Source organism: Micromonospora sp. NPDC005171, from assembly GCF_040608575.1.
Lineage (GTDB): Bacteria > Actinomycetota > Actinomycetes > Mycobacteriales > Micromonosporaceae > Micromonospora.
This window is the reverse complement of the sequence record NZ_JBEXIM010000015.1, coordinates 118104-134078: the sequence shown is the minus strand read 5'-3', so window position 1 is coordinate 134078 and position 15975 is coordinate 118104. Positions and strand designations below refer to the sequence as shown.

Genomic DNA, 15975 nt, shown 5'->3' with positions numbered 1-15975 from the left:
GCCACTCGCCGAGAGTCGACCTGCACACCGACACCAGCGCCGCCCCCGGCCCACCAGCCGGGGGCGGCGCTGTCTGCTTCCCGGGTTCGCGAACCTGCCTCAGTTGACCTATGTTCAGAGGGTCGCTCGCGTGGGAGGGGGTGTCGGGGTTGGGTCTGCGGACCTTTATCGAGGGTTGGCCGGTCTATCGTCAGCTCACCGGCACGGACCCGCTGGGCCGGGGCGCGGCGGCGCAGTCCGCCCGTTCGGCAGGGTTGACCGCCCGCACCGAGGACGCCGACAGCGTCGCCCGTTCGGTCTGCCCGTACTGCGCTGTGGGTTGTGGTCAGCGGGTGTTCGTGAAGGACGGGCAGGTCAGTCAGATCGAGGGCGATCCGGACAGCCCGATCTCGCGGGGTCGGCTCTGCCCGAAGGGTTCGGCGAGTAAGAGCCTGGTGACCAGTCCGCTGCGGCAGACCACTGTCCGCTACCGCCGCCCGTACTCGACGCAGTGGGAGGATCTGGAACTCGACACCGCGCTCGACATGATCGCCGACCGGATCCTCGCCGCTCGCGAGCAGACCTGGGAGGACGTCGACGCGCAGGGTCGACCGCTCAACCGGACGATGGGTATTTCCAGTCTGGGTGGGGCGACGCTGGACAACGAGGAGAACTACCTCATCAAGAAGTTGTTCACCGCGATGGGGGCGTTGCAGATCGAGAACCAGGCGCGTATTTGACACTCCGCCACCGTCCCCGGTCTGGGGGCCAGCTTCGGTCGTGGCGGTGCGACGGATTTCCAGCAGGACATCGCCAACGCTGACGTGATCGTCATTCAGGGTTCGAACATGGCTGAGGCGCACCCGGTGGGTTTCCAGTGGGTGATGGAGGCCAAGCGTCGGGGCGCGAAGGTGTTCCACGTCGACCCGCGGTTCACCCGGACGAGTGCGGTCGCGGACACGTACCTGCCGATCCGGGCGGGCACGGACATCGCGTTGCTCGGCGGGGTGGTGCGTTACATCCTGGACAATGAGTTGGATTTCCGGGAGTACGTGCTCGCGTACACCAACGCGGCGACGATCGTCAGCGAACAGTTCAGCGACACCGAGGACGGCGACGGCTTCTTCTCCGGCTTCGACCCTGAGACCGGCGCCTACGTGCAGGACAGTTGGCAGTACGAGGGGCACGAGGGTTCGTCGGGCAGTGGGCACACCGCCCAGGAGCGGGACAGCGCCGCGGGGTTGACGCACGAGTCGCACGGCGCGCCGGTGGGCGGTCAGACCCGGCGCGACGAGACGTTGCAGCATCCGCGCTGTGTCTACCAGATCCTCAAGCGACACTTCTCCCGCTACACCCCGGAGATGGTGGAGCGGGTCTGCGGCATCTCGCAGGCGCAGTTCCTGGAGTTGGCGCGGGCGTGGACGGAAAACTCCGGCCGGGACCGTACCGGCATGCTGATTTACTCCGTCGGGTGGACGCAGCACAGTGTGGGTGTGCAGTACATCCGCACCGGCGCGATCATCCAGTTGCTGCTGGGCAACATGGGCCGCCCGGGCGGCGGGGTGATGGCGCTTCGCGGCCACGCCAGCATCCAGGGCTCGACCGACATTCCGACGTTGTTCAACCTGCTGCCCGGCTATCTGCCGATGCCGCACCACGCCGAGCACCCGAGCTTCGACGAGTGGGTGGACAGCATCCGCCATCCGGGGCAGAAGGGGTTCTGGGGTAACGCGCGGTCGTTCGCCGCCAGTTTGCTCAAGGCGTACTGGGGTGACGCGGCGACTCCGGAGAACGACTTCTGCTACGGCTACCTGCCCCGACTGACCGGCGACCATGGCACGTACCAGCAGGTGCTCAACATGATCGACGGGAAGATCAAGGGGTATTTCCTGCTCGGGCAGAACCCTGCGGTCGGCTCGGCGCACGGCCGCGCGCAGCGGCTCGGGATGGCCAACCTCGACTGGTTGGTGGTCCGCGACCTGTTCATGATCGAGAGTGCGACGTTCTGGCAGAACGGTCCCGAGGTCGCCACCGGGGAGATCGTGCCGGAGGAATGCCGCACGGAGGTGTTCTTCCTGCCCGCCGCGTCGCATGTGGAGAAGGAGGGCACGTTCACCCAGACGCAGCGGTTGTTGCAGTGGCGGGAAAAGGCTGTCGAACCGCCGGGTGACGCCCGCTCCGAGCTGTGGTTCTTTTACCACCTGGGCCGCAAACTGCGGGAGAAGCTGGCCGACTCGCCGCTGCCGCGCGACCGGGCGCTGCTCGACCTCACCTGGGACTACCCCACGCACGGTCCGCACGCGGAGCCGAGCGCCGAGGCGGTGCTGCGCGAGATCAACGGGTACGACGTGACGACCGGCCGCCCGCTGTCGGGTTTCGCCGAGGCCCGCGCGGACGGCTCCACAGCGATCGGTTGTTGGATCTATAGCGGGGTGTATGCGGACGGGGTGAACCAGGCCGCCCGGCGCAAGTCCCGGCACGAGCAGGACTGGGTGGCAGCCGAGTGGGGTTGGGCGTGGCCGGCGAACCGGCGCATCCTCTACAACCGTGCCTCCGCCGACCCGGACGGCAACCCGTGGAGTGAGCGCAAGCGCTACGTGTGGTGGGACGCGGACAAGAGTGAGTGGACCGGTTACGACGTGCCGGACTTCGAGAAGACCAAGCCCCCGTCGTACCGGCCGCCACCCGGTGCGTCCGGGACGGAGGGCATCGCCGGCGACGACCCGTTCGTCATGCAGGGCGACGGCAAGGGCTGGCTGTACGCGCCCAGCGGTGTCCTGGACGGGCCGCTGCCGACACACTACGAGCCGGTGGAGTCTCCGGTGCGTAACCCGCTCTACGGTCAGCAGGCCAACCCGACCCGCAAGATGTACGCGCATCCGGTGAACTCGGTGAACCCGAGCCCGCCGCAGGACCACGTTCAGGTGTTCCCGTACGTGTTCACGGTCAGCCGGCTCACCGAGCACCACACCGCCGGGGGGATGAGCCGGACGGTGTCGCCCCTCGCGGAGCTGCAACCGGAGATGTTCGTCGAGGTGTCCCCGGCCCTGGCCGCCGAGGTGGGGCTGACGCATCTGGGTTGGGCGCACCTGGTCAGCGGCCGCGCGGTGATCGAGGCGAAGGTGCTGGTGACCGACCGGCTCACCCCTCTGCGGGTGGACGGTCGGATCATCCACCAGGTGTGGTTGCCGTACCACTTCGGTTTCGAGGGTCTTGTCACCGGTGACTCGGCCAACGACCTGTTCGGCATCAGCCTGGACCCGAACGTGCTGATCCAGGAGAGCAAGGTCGGCACCTGCGACGTGCGGCCGGGCCGACGTCCCACCGGGCCGGCGTTGCTCGACCTGGTGGCCGACTACCAGCGGCGCGCCGGGATCACCCCGGGCCAGCAGGCCCCGGCCGTGACCACCGACAGCGAGGGAGAGGAGCACGGTGCTTCCTGACCCGAACAGTCTGTACGGTCCGCTGGACCCGGCGCCCGACGCCGGTTATGAGAACGCGCCGCCCCGGATGGGGTTCTTCACCGACACCAGCGTCTGCATCGGCTGCAAGGCCTGCGAGGTGGCCTGCAAGGAGTGGAACGGCGTGCCGGAGAGCGGCCTGGACCTGCTCGGCATGTCGTACGACAACACCGGCGCGTTGACAGCGAACTCGTGGCGACATGTGGCGTTCATCGAGCAGCCGCGCCCGGCCGGGCATGGCGCCTCGCCGGCGGACGTCCTCGGCGCGCCTGTCGTCGCCGGCCCGGACCGACCGGCCGACGCGGCGGCGGGTCCGCAGTTCCTGGGAATGCCGGGGGCGCAGCCACCGGGCCGGGGCACGGGTGTCGAGGAGCGTACGGATTTCCGGTGGTTGATGATGTCGGACGTCTGTAAGCACTGCACCCATGCGGCCTGCCTGGACGTGTGTCCGACGGGTTCGTTGTTCCGCACGGAGTTCGGCACGGTGGTGGTGCAGGAGGACATCTGCAACGGGTGTGGGTACTGCATCTCGGCGTGTCCGTACGGGGTGATCGATCAGCGTAAGGACGACGGTCGGGCGTGGAAGTGCACGCTGTGCTACGACCGGTTGGGTGCGGGCATGACTCCGGCGTGTGCGCAGGCGTGCCCGACCGAGTCGATCCAGTACGGCCCGCTCGACGAGCTGCGCGAACGCGCCGCCGCCCGGGTGGCGACGCTGCACGACCGGGGGGTCCCCGAGGCGCGCCTGTACGGGCACGATCCGAACGACGGTGTGGGTGGTGACGGGGCGTTCTTCCTGCTCCTGGACGAGCCCGAGGTGTACGGTCTGCCACCCGACCCGGTGGTGACCACCCGGGACCTGCCGAAGATGTGGAAACGCGCCGGTCTCGCCGCGCTCGCCATGGCGGCGGCGACCGTCGCCGCGTTCGTCGGAGGTTCCTCATGACCCCACCGGGCCCCGTGGGCGACCGGTTCCGTCGCTTCCGGGAGCGGCTCGCCGCCGAGGGCAGCCTCCGACCACGGGTGAGCGACGAGCAACCCGGCACCATGGGCGGCGCGGAGCGTGCGGGCGGCGTGGAGGCCACGAGCGGTGGCGCCCACCCGAACGACAGCGACACCGCCAACGGCAACGACACCGCCGGTAGCCGCCGGGGCGATCTGACCACGCGGCCGGGCGCCGAAGCCTCCGACCGGCGGCGCAGGCGGCGCGGCGGCGGGGGCGAGGAACTGCGGGTGCCGGAGGCCCAGTTCACGTCCTACTACAGTCGACCGGTCCTGAAGGCGCCGGTCTGGAAGTGGGACATCGCCGCGTACCTGTTCACCGGGGGGCTGGCCGCCGGCTCGTCGCTGCTCGCCGCCGGCGGGCAGCTCACCGGGCGGCCCGCGCTGCGGCGCGCCGGTCGGGTCACCGCGTTGGCAGCTGTCAGCGCCAGCGCCGTCTTCCTGGTCAAGGACCTGGGTCGGCCGGCGCGGTTCCACCACATGCTGCGGGTGGCCAAGCCGACGTCGCCGATGTCGATGGGCACCTGGATCCTCACCGCGTACGGGCCGGCGGCGGGCGTCGCCGCGATCGCCGAGGCGGCCGGTGTGCTGCCCCGGCACGGTCTGCTCGGGCTGGCCGGTCGGGCATTGCCGCCGATCGGGCACGCCGCCGGGCTTCTCGCCGCCGGCGCCGCGCCGGCGCTGGCCACGTACACCGGGGTGCTGCTGGCCGACACGGCGGTGCCGTCGTGGCATGAGGCGTACCCCGAGTTGCCGGTGATCTTCGCGGGCAGCGCGCTGGCCAGCGGCGCCGGCGTGGGTCTGCTTGCCGCGCCGCCGGCCCAGGCCGGGCCGGCCCGCCGGATGGCGGTGGCCGGTGCGGCCCTGGAGCTGTACGGCGCGCACCGGGTGGAGACCCGCCTCGGCCTGCTCAGCGAGCCCTACCGGTTGGGCCGGCCGGGCCGGTTGCTGCGCGCCGGGCGGCTGCTGACCGCCGGCGGGGCGGCCGGCGCTCTGCTGGGCCGGCGCAGCCGGATGGCCGGGGCGCTCTCCGGCACCGCGCTGCTGGCCGCGTCGGTGCTGACCCGCTTCGGCATCTTCTACGGCGGCGTCGCGTCGGCCCGCGACCCCCGCTACACGGTGGTGCCGCAGCGCGAACGGGTCGAAGCCCGGCGAACCGGCATGGATCTTCCAGCTGATCGGGCGGTCCCGCCCGCGGTGTGATCGAATGTCCGGTGGAGGCGTTCAGGCGGCTGGTGCCCCTCCCGGTCTTCAAAACCGGAGTGGTCCGGGACCCGGGCCAGGCGGGTTCGATTCCCGTCCGTCTCCGCCACACCGCTTGCAGGAGATGACGTGATGGGCGACGGCCCGGTGGACCCGCGACGCCGGGTGCCCCGTACGGACACGCTGCTCGCCGACCCGGTGCTCGCCGCAGCCGCCGAGACCCTCGGCCGGGAGCAGGTCAAGGCGGTCGTCACCCGCGCGCAGGACCGCGCCCGCCGCGGTGAGCTCAACCCCGACGAGGTACGCGACGCGGCGGTCGCCGCGCTGCCCACCCCCGGCCCCCGGGTGGTGCTCAACGCCACCGGCGTCGTGCTGCACACCAACCTGGGCCGGGCGCCGTTGTCGTCCGCCGCGGTCGCCGCGGTGGTGGCCGCCGCCGGGCACACCGACGTCGAGTTGGACCTGGCCACGGGCCGGCGGGCCCGCCGCGGCCGGGCCGCGCTCGATGCGCTGGCCGCCGCCGTGCCCGACGCGGGCGCCGTGCACGTGGTCAACAACGGCGCCGCCGCGCTGGTGCTGGCCGCCACGGCGTTGGCCGCCGGCCGGGAGATCGTGGTCAGCCGGGGCGAGCTGGTCGAGATCGGCGACGGTTTCCGCCTACCCGACCTGTTGGAGAGCACCGGCGCGCGGCTGCGTGAGGTGGGCACCACCAACCGCACCACAGTCGCCGACTACGCCGCCGCGCTCGGCCCGCAGACCGGCTTCGTGCTCAAGGTGCACCCGTCGAACTTCCGGGTCACCGGGTTCACCTCTGCCACCGGCGTACGGCAACTGGCCACGCTGGGGGTGCCGGTGGTCGCGGACATCGGCTCCGGGCTGCTCGGCGCGGACCCGCTGCTGCCCGACGAACCGGACGCCGCCAGCACCCTGCGCGCCGGCGCCGCGCTGGTCACCGCCAGCGGCGACAAACTGCTCGGCGGGCCCCAGGCGGGGCTGCTGCTGGGTGACGTCGAGGTGATCGACCGGCTGCGCCGTCACCCACTGGCCCGGGCGTTGCGGGTGGACAAGCTCACCCTGGCCGCGCTGGCCGCCACAGTGCGCCAACCGGACACCCCGACCCGGGTGGCGCTGCACGCCGACCCCGGCGCCCTACGCGAACGGGTGGAGCGACTGCGGGACCGGCTCGGCGCGGACGGCCGCAAGGCGGAGGTGGTGCCGGCCGTCGCGGTGGTCGGCGGCGGCGGCGCCCCCGGGGTGGAGTTGGACTCGTGGGCGTTGAGCCTGCCCGAGCGGTACGCGGCGCCGCTGCGCACCGGAGACCCGCCGGTCCTCGGTCGGGTGGTGCGCGGCCGGCTCCTGCTCGACCTGCGGTGTGTGCCCGCCGACGCCGACGAGGCCGTCCGCGAGGCTGTGCTGCGCGTACCCGGGGACGACTGAAGCGTGTTCGTCGTCGCTACCGCCGGGCACGTCGACCACGGCAAGTCGACACTGGTCCGGGCGTTGACCGGGATGGAACCCGACAGGTGGGCCGAGGAACGCCGCCGGGGGATGACCATCGACCTGGGTTTCGCCTGGACGACGCTGCCGTCCGGCGGCACCGTCGCCTTCGTCGACGTACCCGGGCACGAGCGCTTCGTGCCGAACATGCTCGCCGGGGTCGGGCCGGTCCCGGCGGCGCTGATCGTGGTGGCCGCCGACGAGGGCTGGATGCCGCAGTCCGCCGAGCACCTGGCCGCGCTCGACGCGCTCGGTGTCGCGTACGGCCTGCTGGCGGTGACCCGCGCGGACCTGGCCGACCCGGGGCCGGCGACGGCCCGCGCGCGTGCCGAGATCGCGGCGACCAGCCTCGGCGCGGTGCCGGCGGTGGCGGTCAGCGGCCTGACCGGCGCCGGTCTGCCGCAGCTGCGGGCCGCCCTGGACCGGCTCGCCGCCCAACTGCCCGCGCCGGCGCTGGACGACCCGGTCCGGCTGTGGGTGGACCGCAGCTTCACCGTGCGGGGCAGCGGCACCGTCGTCACCGGCACCCTCGGCGCCGGCCGGTTGCGGGTGGGCGACGAGCTGGAGCTGGCCGGCGCCGACGAACCGGTCCGGATCCGTGGCCTGCACTCCCTGGGCGAGGCCCGCACGGACGCGGCGGCGGTCGCCCGGGTGGCGGTCAACCTGCGCGGTACGCCCCGCGACCGGCTCGGCCGGGGCGACGCGCTGCTCACCCCGGGCCGGTTTCACCACACCGACCTCGTCGACGTCCGGCTCGCCGGCGACCCGGCCGCCGACCTGCCGGCCACCCTCACCCTGCACGTCGGGTCGGCGGCGGTGCCGGTACGGGTGCGCCCGCTCGGCCCGGACACCGTCCGGCTGCGGCTGGCCCGCCCGCTGCCGTTGCTGGTGGGTGACCGGGCGCTGCTGCGGGACCCGGGCCGTCACCACGTCAGCGGCGGGGTGCGGGTGTTGGACGTGGCACCTCCACCGCTGGGCCGACGGGGTGCGGCCGCCGCCCGCGCCCAGGTCCTCGCCGAGCTGGACGGTCGGCCCGACCTGGCCGGGGAGTTGCGCCGTCGCCGGCTGATCCGGGCCGGCGGGTTGGTCCGGATGGGTGTGCCGGTGCAGGTCGAGCCGGTGCAAGATGGGCCGGCATACGCCGAGCCGGTGGCCGGTGACTGGTTGGCCGACCCCGGATACTGGCGGCGGCTCGGTGAGCAGCTGACCGAGGAGGTGGCCCGGCACGCGCGGGAGCACCCGTTGGAGCCCGGCATGCCGGTGGACGCGCTGCGTCAGCGCCTCGCCCTGCCCGACCGGGTGCTTGTCGAGGCGCTGGTCCGGCCGCCGCTGCGGATCCACGCCGGTCGGGTCGGGGCGGCGAGCGCCGACGCGCTGCCCGAACCGGTGGCGCGGGCCGTGCGGCGGGTCCGCGCCGAATACGGCGACCGGCCGTTCCGGGCCCCCGAAGCGGACCGCCTCGTCGACCTCGGTCTGGGCCCCCGGGAGATCGGCGCCGCGGTGCGGGCCGGCGCGCTGCTGCGGCTGGCCGACAACGTGGTGCTGCTGCCGGACGCACTCGACGACGCGGTCCGGGTGTTGGCCGGGCTGCCGCAGCCGTTCACCCTTTCCGCGGCCCGGCAGGCGTTGGACACCACCCGACGGGTGGCGGTGCCCCTGCTGGAGTTGCTGGACCGACGGGGCGCGACCCGCCGACTGCCCGACGACGCCCGGATCGTCGTCACCTGAGCGCCGCCGCGACCTGTCCAACCACTGTCAGTCCAGGTCGGACATGTCCAGCACGAAGCGGTAGCGGACGTCGTTTCGCCGGAGGCGGTCGAATGCCGCGCCCACCTGCGCCGACATGAGTACCTCGATGTCGGCGGTGACGCCGTTGTCGGCGCAGAACTGGAGCATCTCAGCTGTCGAGCGGCGGCCTCCGCTCCCGGCGGAGCTGAGCTTCTTGCGGCCGACAAGCAGGTCGGTGGTCTTGACGGTCACCGGACCCAGGTATCCGAGCAGGCTGAGGGTGCCGTCCATCGTCACCAGCTTCAGATACGGGGCCAGGTCGTGCGGTGCGGAGATGGTGTCGATGACGAGGTCGAAGGTGTCGCGGGCCGCGGCCATCTGCTGGGGATCGGTGGAGTCGACGAGGTCGTGTGCGCCGAGCCGGCGGGCGTCGTCCCGCTTGTCCTGGCTGCGGCTGATCACGGTCGTGGTAGCGCCGAGTGCCACCGCCATTTTGACAGCGAGGTGGCCCAGGCCGCCGAGCCCGGCCACGGCGACGCGACCGCCTGGGCCGACGCGGTGGGAGCGCAGGGGCTCCCAGACGGTGATGCCGGCGCACAGCAGCGGGGCGGCCGCGGCCGGGTCGAGGCGCGCGGGGAGCGGGTAGGCGAAGGTGTCCCGCACGACGTATTCGCGGGAGAAGCCACCCAGGGTCGTCGACCCGTCCTGCCGGTCTGTGCCGCCGTAGGTCAGAGTCGGGAAGGAGTGGCAGAAGTTCTCCTGTCCGGCTGCGCACATGGGGCAGGCGCCGCAGGAGTCGACGATGTTGCCCACCGCGACGCTGTCGCCGATCGAGAAGCCGGTCACCTCGGAGCCGGTGCCGGTCACCACGCCGGTGAATTCATGCCCCGGCACCAGGGGCGCGTCGGTGTGCTGGTCGTAGTCGTGCAGGGCGTGCAGGTCGCTGTGGCAGACCCCGCAGTAGTCGACCCGCACCGCGATGTCGTCTGGGCGTAGGTCACGGCGCTCGATCGGGGTACGCCGCAGCGCCGTCGGACTGGTCGCTCGCCAGCCAGTGGTCCTTCGCATGATCGACTCCTTTAAACAGACTGTTCGGTCTGTTGCAGCGTAGGTCGGACGGCGAGCCGAAGCAAACCAACCGTTCTGTTTTGCTAGGGTGGGAGCATGCCGGAGCAGCCGTTGACCTCGCGAGGCGCCGCGACCTACCAGCGCATCCTGGACGCCGCCACCGAGGAGTTCGCCCAACACGGCATCGCCGGGGCACGCGTCGAACGCATCGTGACGGCGGCCCGCACCAACAAGGCGCAGCTCTACGCCTACTTCGGGGACAAGGAACGACTCTTCGACGCGATCTTCCTCAGCTCGCTGGAGCGCATCACCAACGTCGTGCCCATCGACGCCGACGATCTGGCGGACTGGGCCGTTCGCCTCTACGACGAATACCTGCGCCGTCCCGACCTCATCCGGCTCGCGACCTGGACGCGGCTGGAACGCCGGCCCGCCGGACACCTGGTCGAGACCCACCAGCACTACGACGATCGCAAGCTCACCGCCATCGCCGAGGCCCAGGCCGCCGGGCGGATCCGTGGCGGTGACCCGTTCGACATCATGGCCCTGGTCATCGCGATGTCCATGGCCTGGTCGCCGGTGAGCAACGTCTACGCGGCCAGCAGTCAGGAACCCGACGACGTGCATTCCCGACGTCGTGCTCTGCTTCGCGAATGCGTCCGACGAGCCACTGTGCCGACCGACCAGGACCAACCTCACGGCTGACCGCCGCGACCGATCCGGTGCTGACACGTTTGCGCCGGGATGCGACGGTGGGCTGATGGTCGAGGTGTCCCCGTCCCGGTCGCGGCCGTTCGGTGGTCGGTGGCGGGGCGTCGTTCCGGTGGCGCTGCGTTGGGGGCTGCCGGTGCTGTGGGTGCTGTGGGCGTCTCTGGCGTGGTGGGCGGAGCCCCGCGAGTCGACCGAGGCTCAGCTCGACCGGGATATCGCGGCTGGCCGGGTGGTGACCTATCAACGGGCGGATGGCTGGGCCGACGACGACGCGTACTGGGGCAGCCGACCTGACCTGCGGCCCGCACAGCCGGGTTGGATGATCGCGTGGACGCTGCCCAGCGGTCAGACCCGGTACGCATCCGTGCAACCGCCCAACCCGCAGTCGTACCCCGCTGGGCCGGACCGGTCGGCGCAGACCGGGCCGGATGCGCGGCTCGCCGCCGTCGCCGACCCGTGGCACGCCGGCGGCGACACGGCGCAGCGGATCGCGACCACAGCGGGTCTGCTCGCCGGTGTGTCGACTCTGCTCTGGCTCGCCCGGTTGATCGGCGGAGCGTCACCGCTGGCCGGTACCCGATGGTTCTGGTTCTGGATCGGGCTGCTGCCTTTCGGCGCGGGTGTGCTCGCCTGGACGTACCGGGAGCTCTGGCGGCCACCGTCGGCGCCGGTCGCCGACCGGGGCTCGGGCTGGCGTGGCTTCGGTTGGTTGATCCTCGCCGGGGTCGGGATCGGGCTGCTGGTGTCCGTCGCGCGAATCATGTTCGGAACGACTGTGGTGCCGGGTTGAGCCGGTGGTGCCGGGCCAACCGGCCCCGAGGCCGACGACGGTCACCTACGGTGACGCCATGGACCCTTCGGCGGTCTGGCGGGACCGGCAGCACAAGTGGCGGATCGAGGCGTACCGGGCGCCGGACCTGCGTTTCGCCATCTACGCCACGAACGGCCCCACCGAGTCGGTGCCGCTGTGGCTGTTCGGGATGTCGGCGTTGGCCCGGTGGCTGATGACCCACGCCATCTCGCTGGACGACCTGGAGGTCGACTGAGCGGGGACGCGGTCGCAAACCGGGCCCGTGGTGCGCCCCGCTGGGGTTGAGTGACCTGAGGCGGCGGACGGGGGTACGCGATGGGCGGTCAGCTCGGGCAGTTGGCGTTGGTGGCCGTGCTGGTGCTTGTCAACGCCGCCCTCTCCGGCAGTGAGATGGCGCTGGTGACCCTGCGCGAGGGGCAGTTGCGGCGGTTGGGCCGGCGCAGCCGCGCCGGCGACCGGTTGGTGCAGCTGTCCCGCGACCCGAACCGCTACCTGGCCACGATTCAGCTCGGCATCACCCTGGCGGGGTTCCTCGCCTCGGCGGCGGCCGCGGTGTCCCTGGCCGGTCCGCTGGTCGGCCCGTTGGGTTTCCTCGGCGGGGCGGCCCGTCCCGCCGCGGTACTGCTGGTGACAGTGCTGCTGACCTTCGTCACGCTGGTGCTCGGGGAGTTGGCCCCGAAGCGGCTGGCCATGCAGCGGGCCGAGCGTTGGGCGCTGCTGAGCGCCGGTCCGTTGGATCTGCTGGCCCGGGTGTCCCGGCCGGCGGTCTGGCTGCTCAGCCGGGCCACCGACGCGGTCGTGCGGCTCGCCGGTGGTGACCCGCGGGCCAACCGGGAGGAGATGACCGAGGAGGAGCTCCGCGAGATGCTGGCCAGCCAGCGTGGCCTGTCGGCCCAGCAGCGGGAGATCCTGACCGGCGCGTTCGACATCGCCGGCCGGACGTTGCGGGAGATCCTGGTGGCCCGCCGGGAGGTGACGACGCTGCCGTCCGGGCTGGCCGCCGACGAGGGGGTCCGGAGGCTCGCCGCCGCCGGGCGGTCCCGTGCTCCCGTCACCGGTCCCGGCGGCCTGGACGAGGTGCTCGGGGTGGTGCACATCCGCGACCTGGTGCGGGCCGGCACCGCCCCGGTGGGCGAGCGGGTCCGCACACCGTTGCTGCTGCCGGTGACCCTGCCGGTGGCCGACGCGATGCGTCAGCTGCGGCAGGAGCATCAGCAACTGGCCCTGGTGGTCGACGAGCACGGGGGTATCGACGGCATCGTCACCATGGAGGATCTGCTGGCCGAGGTGGTCGGCGAGTTGTACGACGAGACCGACCGGGACGTGCGCGGGGTCGTCCGGGAACCGGACGGGTCCCTGTTGGTGCCCGGCGACTTCCCGCTGCACGACCTGCCCGACCTGGGGGTGCGGTTGAGTTTTCCGTTGTCCCGGGACTACACGACGGTTGCGGGTCTGGTGCTGGCCCGGCTGCGGCACCTGCCGGACGGGCCGGGTGAGACGGTGCGGCTGCCCGGGCTGACACTGCAGGTGGTGGAGGTCGCCGACCGGGCGGTGCGTCGGGTGCGGCTCTGCGGGTTCGTCGTCGAGCGCTGACGATTCACCCGGAAGAATGACAAAAGGCCCAAATCAGTGAAGCGGCGCTCGGGACCTGCCTACGGTGCCAGACGTGAAGGACCGAGGGTTGCGTACGTTCGTCACGGTGCTGGCCGGCCTCGCGGTGATCTACTTCGGCAGCGCCGGCCGTAGCCCCGAGGAGGGCCGTGGCATCTCCGGCGGGGTGGTGGTCCTGGCGTTGCTCGCCGCGTTGCTGGTGTGGCACCTGACCCGCCCGGGGGACAAGACGGTCAAGTGAACGGGTCAGCGGGCGGCGACCCGGGTTACCTCACCGGCGGACTCCTCGCCCAGCGCGACCCTGACCAGCGCTGAGGCGAGCCGACCGAAGTCCGGTTCGTCCACGAGACCGGCGAGCCGGTCCGGGGAGCCCGGCAAACCCAGCCGCTTCGCCCCGGCCAGGGCCCGCCGGTCGGCGTACGGACGCACGTCCGACCAGACCGTCTGCGCCTCCCGCAGATAGATGTCCGCGCCGGTGGGGCCGATGCCGGGGAACTCGGTGAGCCGCCTCCGCAGCCCGCCGGGGTCACCCTCGGCCTCCCGGTGCAGGCGCCGCAGGTCACCGTGCCAGCGGTCCAGGCACAGCCGGGCCCCGGTGCCGAGCATGGTGGCGGTCCGCTCGTCGTAGCGGCGGTAGTGGCCGCGTCCCAGCGCGTCGACGCGCTGCTGCCAGGTGGCCGCCTCCATCGCCTGCGGGGTGCGGTAGCCGGCGGCGAACAGCTCCCGCGCGGCGTCCACCGCCACGCACGCCCGGATCCGGGTGCTCAGCAGCGTGGTCAGCACCAGCAACTGGTACAGCGGCCCCGGCCGGTCGGCGAGCCGGATGCCGGCCTCCTCGGCGTACGTGCTGCCACGCCGGTCGAGCAGGACCCGCACCACACTCCGATCATCACCCACCCGGACGGGTTACCCAGTTGAGGACCGGCTAGCCGTCGTACCGGCGACCGCGGCCGGAATGCCACCGGGGCGGGCGGGTATGCCGACGGTGGAGGCGGTCGATGCCGCTCCCGTACCCGGAAGGGAGACACCCGTGGTCAACCCGCAGCAGGAAGAGTTCCGGCGCAACGCCAAGGGCGCCACCAGCCAGGACAGCAAGGGGCCGAAGCCGACGGGGCACCCGCTCAACAGTGGATCGTCGCGCGGGGACGCCGGTCGACCGGTGCCCAAGGGGCAGGTGTCGCCGTACGGCCCGGCCGGCGAGCCGGTGGCCGAGGACGACAGCGACACCCGCTGACTAGCGATCGCGACCTGGCGGCCGCCGCAACCTGTTCCAGGTCGCGGCGGCCGCGAGTCCGTACGCGAGGTGCGGGATGATGTCGGAGATCCAGTCGGAGCGCCGCCAGGTGCGCGGGTCGCTGATGCCGAGCACGGTGATCGACCCGTCGGTCATGGTCATGACGCCCGCGCCGAGCAGGCCGGTGGCCATCGGCAACGGCTGACGCCGGCCACCGGCGTAGAGCGCGAACCCGACGCCCGCGGCGACGCCCAGCCCGTAGCCGATCAGCGGCCCGAGGCCCGAGCGGCGGTTGGCCGCCCGGGCCCCGTTCCCCAGGTCCACGTGCGCGATCCCGGCCAGCCGGTCGACGGTCTCCTGGGGGACGTCGCTCTCCGGCCGTCCCCGCAGTGCCATGTCGAGGTAGCTGACCACGTTCAGCGCGGTGCTGCCGACGGCGCCCGCGATCGCGCCGTCGGCCACGTCGACCCTCCTCACTTCGGGTCGCCCGGTTCGCGCTCGCTCTTCGGGCCGTACGTCCGGTCACCACGCACCACGCCTCGTTGGCCGCGATCCTCCTGCAGGATCCGGTTCGCGACCTGGTTGGCCTTGCCGTCAGGCACTCGGCGTCCGGAGTCGTCGATCGCGTTGCGCAACCGCGCCCGCTGCTTGTCGTACGCGTTACTGCCCGGCCGTGGTCCTGGCATCTGTGCCTCCTTCGTCGGTCTGGGCACCTGGTGCTGCCCACCGTCCGCTGGGCGTACCGCGGCGGTCTACCCGTCTGGCGGCGGACCAACCCCGGCCGGCTAGTGGGGCGCGCGGACCACGACGACCGGGCACTCGGCGTGGTGCAGCATCGACTGACTCACCGACCCCAGCAGCAACCCGGTCACCTCGCCGCGCCCGCGCCCACCGACGACCGCCAGTTGGGCGGAGCGGGAGGCCTCGGCGAGCACACTGCCGGGTCGACCGTGGACCGCCCGGCAGGTCAACCGCAGACCCGGATGGTCCTCGGTGAGCCCGCTGAGCCAACCGGCGAGCATCCGCTCCTGCTCACCGCGCAGCTTCGCCTCGTCGTACACCAGGGGTTGCATGTCGCCCGGGCCACTGCTGCCCGGGTGTCGGTAGGCGTGCACCGCCACCAGCGGCACGTCACGCGACACGGCGGTCTCGGCGGCGAAGTCCGCCGCCCGCCGGGAGGCGTCCGAGCCGTCCACCGCGACCAGCACCGGCTCGTCGGGTCGTTGCGTGCCGCGCGCGACCAGCACCGGGCAGTCGGCGTACGCGGCGACCTGCACCGCGACCGAGCCGACCACCAGCGCGGAGAACCCACCCAGCCCGCGGTCACCGAGCACGATGAGCGCGGCGGTGGGGGACTCGCCCACCAGCACCGCGGCGGCCTCACCGTCGATGATCTCGCCGGAGATCGACAAGCCGGGCACTGTCACCTCGGCCTCGTGCACAGCGGCCTTGACGAGTTCCTCGGCCCGGTGGCGCAGCCCACCACCGGGCGGCGCCTCCGGGGCGGGGGAGACCGGTACGTGCAGCAGCGGCCAGATGAAGCCGTGCACGACCCGCAGCGGTCGGTTGCGGCGCGCCGCCTCGGTGGCGGCGAGGCGCACGGCGCGCAGCGCCGACTCCGAGCCGTCGACGCCGACCACCACCGCCGCGTTGTTCGCCGAGTTCACCGC

Annotated in this window: 16 protein-coding genes and 1 tRNA gene; 12 read left to right on the top strand and 5 right to left on the bottom strand. The window is 72.5% G+C overall.

Annotated features, from left to right (window positions below; translation table 11 throughout):
* The first annotated feature begins 149 nt into the window (after positions 1-149).
* The 6 genes from fdh (at position 150) to selB (ending at position 8870) form a co-directional block, all read left to right on the top strand.
* Complete coding sequence (gene fdh, locus ABZU74_RS19845) at positions 150-3422, top strand: formate dehydrogenase (RefSeq protein WP_355425729.1); 3273 nt, start codon at positions 150-152, stop codon at positions 3420-3422.
* Positions 3412-4386 (top strand): 4Fe-4S dicluster domain-containing protein, encoded by a 975-nt coding sequence (locus ABZU74_RS19840; RefSeq protein ID WP_355425701.1) that lies wholly within the window; start codon positions 3412-3414, stop codon positions 4384-4386. Before fdh ends, ABZU74_RS19840 begins: the two co-directional genes overlap by 11 nt.
* The gene (gene nrfD, locus ABZU74_RS19835) at positions 4383-5645 is read left to right on the top strand and encodes an NrfD/PsrC family molybdoenzyme membrane anchor subunit (RefSeq protein ID WP_355425699.1); all 1263 of its coding nucleotides are present in this window, start codon (positions 4383-4385) and stop codon (positions 5643-5645) included. The genes ABZU74_RS19840 and nrfD overlap by 4 nt, the downstream gene beginning before the upstream one ends.
* Positions 5646-5658: 13 nt before the next feature.
* Positions 5659-5754 (top strand) — tRNA-Sec (locus ABZU74_RS19830).
* A gap of 23 nt (positions 5755-5777) precedes the next feature.
* Positions 5778-7082, top strand: coding sequence for an L-seryl-tRNA(Sec) selenium transferase (gene selA, locus ABZU74_RS19825; RefSeq protein WP_355425696.1), 1305 nt, complete (start codon positions 5778-5780; stop codon positions 7080-7082).
* A gap of 3 nt (positions 7083-7085) precedes the next feature.
* Complete coding sequence (gene selB / locus ABZU74_RS19820; protein WP_355425693.1) at positions 7086-8870, top strand: selenocysteine-specific translation elongation factor; 1785 nt, start codon at positions 7086-7088, stop codon at positions 8868-8870.
* Between the two features lie 27 nt (positions 8871-8897).
* On the opposite strand, the gene ABZU74_RS19815 is transcribed toward selB, so the two are convergent.
* Positions 8898-9938: an NAD(P)-dependent alcohol dehydrogenase gene (locus ABZU74_RS19815; RefSeq protein ID WP_355425690.1), complete on the bottom strand. Its 1041-nt coding sequence runs from the start codon at positions 9936-9938 to the stop codon at positions 8898-8900.
* A 96-nt stretch (positions 9939-10034) separates the two neighbouring features.
* On the opposite strand from ABZU74_RS19815, the gene ABZU74_RS19810 reads away from it, so the two are divergent.
* From ABZU74_RS19810 to ABZU74_RS19790, 5 genes are all read left to right on the top strand, one after another.
* Positions 10035-10643 (top strand): TetR family transcriptional regulator, encoded by a 609-nt coding sequence (locus ABZU74_RS19810; RefSeq protein WP_355425687.1) that lies wholly within the window; start codon positions 10035-10037, stop codon positions 10641-10643.
* Between the two features lie 55 nt (positions 10644-10698).
* Positions 10699-11439 (top strand): hypothetical protein, encoded by a 741-nt coding sequence (locus ABZU74_RS19805; RefSeq protein WP_355425684.1) that lies wholly within the window; start codon positions 10699-10701, stop codon positions 11437-11439.
* Positions 11440-11497: 58 nt separating this feature from the next.
* Entirely contained in the window at positions 11498-11695 is a 198-nt protein-coding gene (locus ABZU74_RS19800) for a hypothetical protein (protein ID WP_238669770.1), read from the top strand.
* 80 nt (positions 11696-11775) lie between these two features.
* On the top strand, positions 11776-13053 hold the full coding sequence (locus tag ABZU74_RS19795; RefSeq protein WP_355425681.1) for a hemolysin family protein: 1278 nt from the start codon (positions 11776-11778) through the stop codon (positions 13051-13053).
* 73 nt (positions 13054-13126) lie between these two features.
* Positions 13127-13312: a hypothetical protein gene (locus ABZU74_RS19790; RefSeq protein WP_036410487.1), complete on the top strand. Its 186-nt coding sequence runs from the start codon at positions 13127-13129 to the stop codon at positions 13310-13312.
* Positions 13313-13317: 5 nt separating this feature from the next.
* On the opposite strand, the gene ABZU74_RS19785 is transcribed toward ABZU74_RS19790, so the two are convergent.
* Positions 13318-13968, bottom strand: coding sequence for a hypothetical protein (locus ABZU74_RS19785; protein WP_355425678.1), 651 nt, complete (start codon positions 13966-13968; stop codon positions 13318-13320).
* A gap of 133 nt (positions 13969-14101) precedes the next feature.
* On the opposite strand from ABZU74_RS19785, the gene ABZU74_RS19780 reads away from it, so the two are divergent.
* Entirely contained in the window at positions 14102-14305 is a 204-nt protein-coding gene (locus tag ABZU74_RS19780) for a hypothetical protein (protein WP_328654239.1), read from the top strand.
* On the opposite strand, the gene ABZU74_RS19775 is transcribed toward ABZU74_RS19780, so the two are convergent.
* The 3 genes from ABZU74_RS19775 to ABZU74_RS19765 form a co-directional block, all read right to left on the bottom strand.
* The gene (locus ABZU74_RS19775; protein ID WP_355425675.1) at positions 14306-14782 is read right to left on the bottom strand and encodes a hypothetical protein; all 477 of its coding nucleotides are present in this window, start codon (positions 14780-14782) and stop codon (positions 14306-14308) included.
* Positions 14779-14991: a phosphatidylethanolamine-binding protein gene (locus tag ABZU74_RS19770; RefSeq protein ID WP_088989541.1), complete on the bottom strand. Its 213-nt coding sequence runs from the start codon at positions 14989-14991 to the stop codon at positions 14779-14781. Before ABZU74_RS19770 ends, ABZU74_RS19775 begins: the two co-directional genes overlap by 4 nt.
* 99 nt (positions 14992-15090) lie before the next feature.
* Positions 15091-15972: a universal stress protein gene (locus tag ABZU74_RS19765; RefSeq protein ID WP_355425672.1), complete on the bottom strand. Its 882-nt coding sequence runs from the start codon at positions 15970-15972 to the stop codon at positions 15091-15093.
* Positions 15973-15975 lie beyond the last annotated feature (3 nt).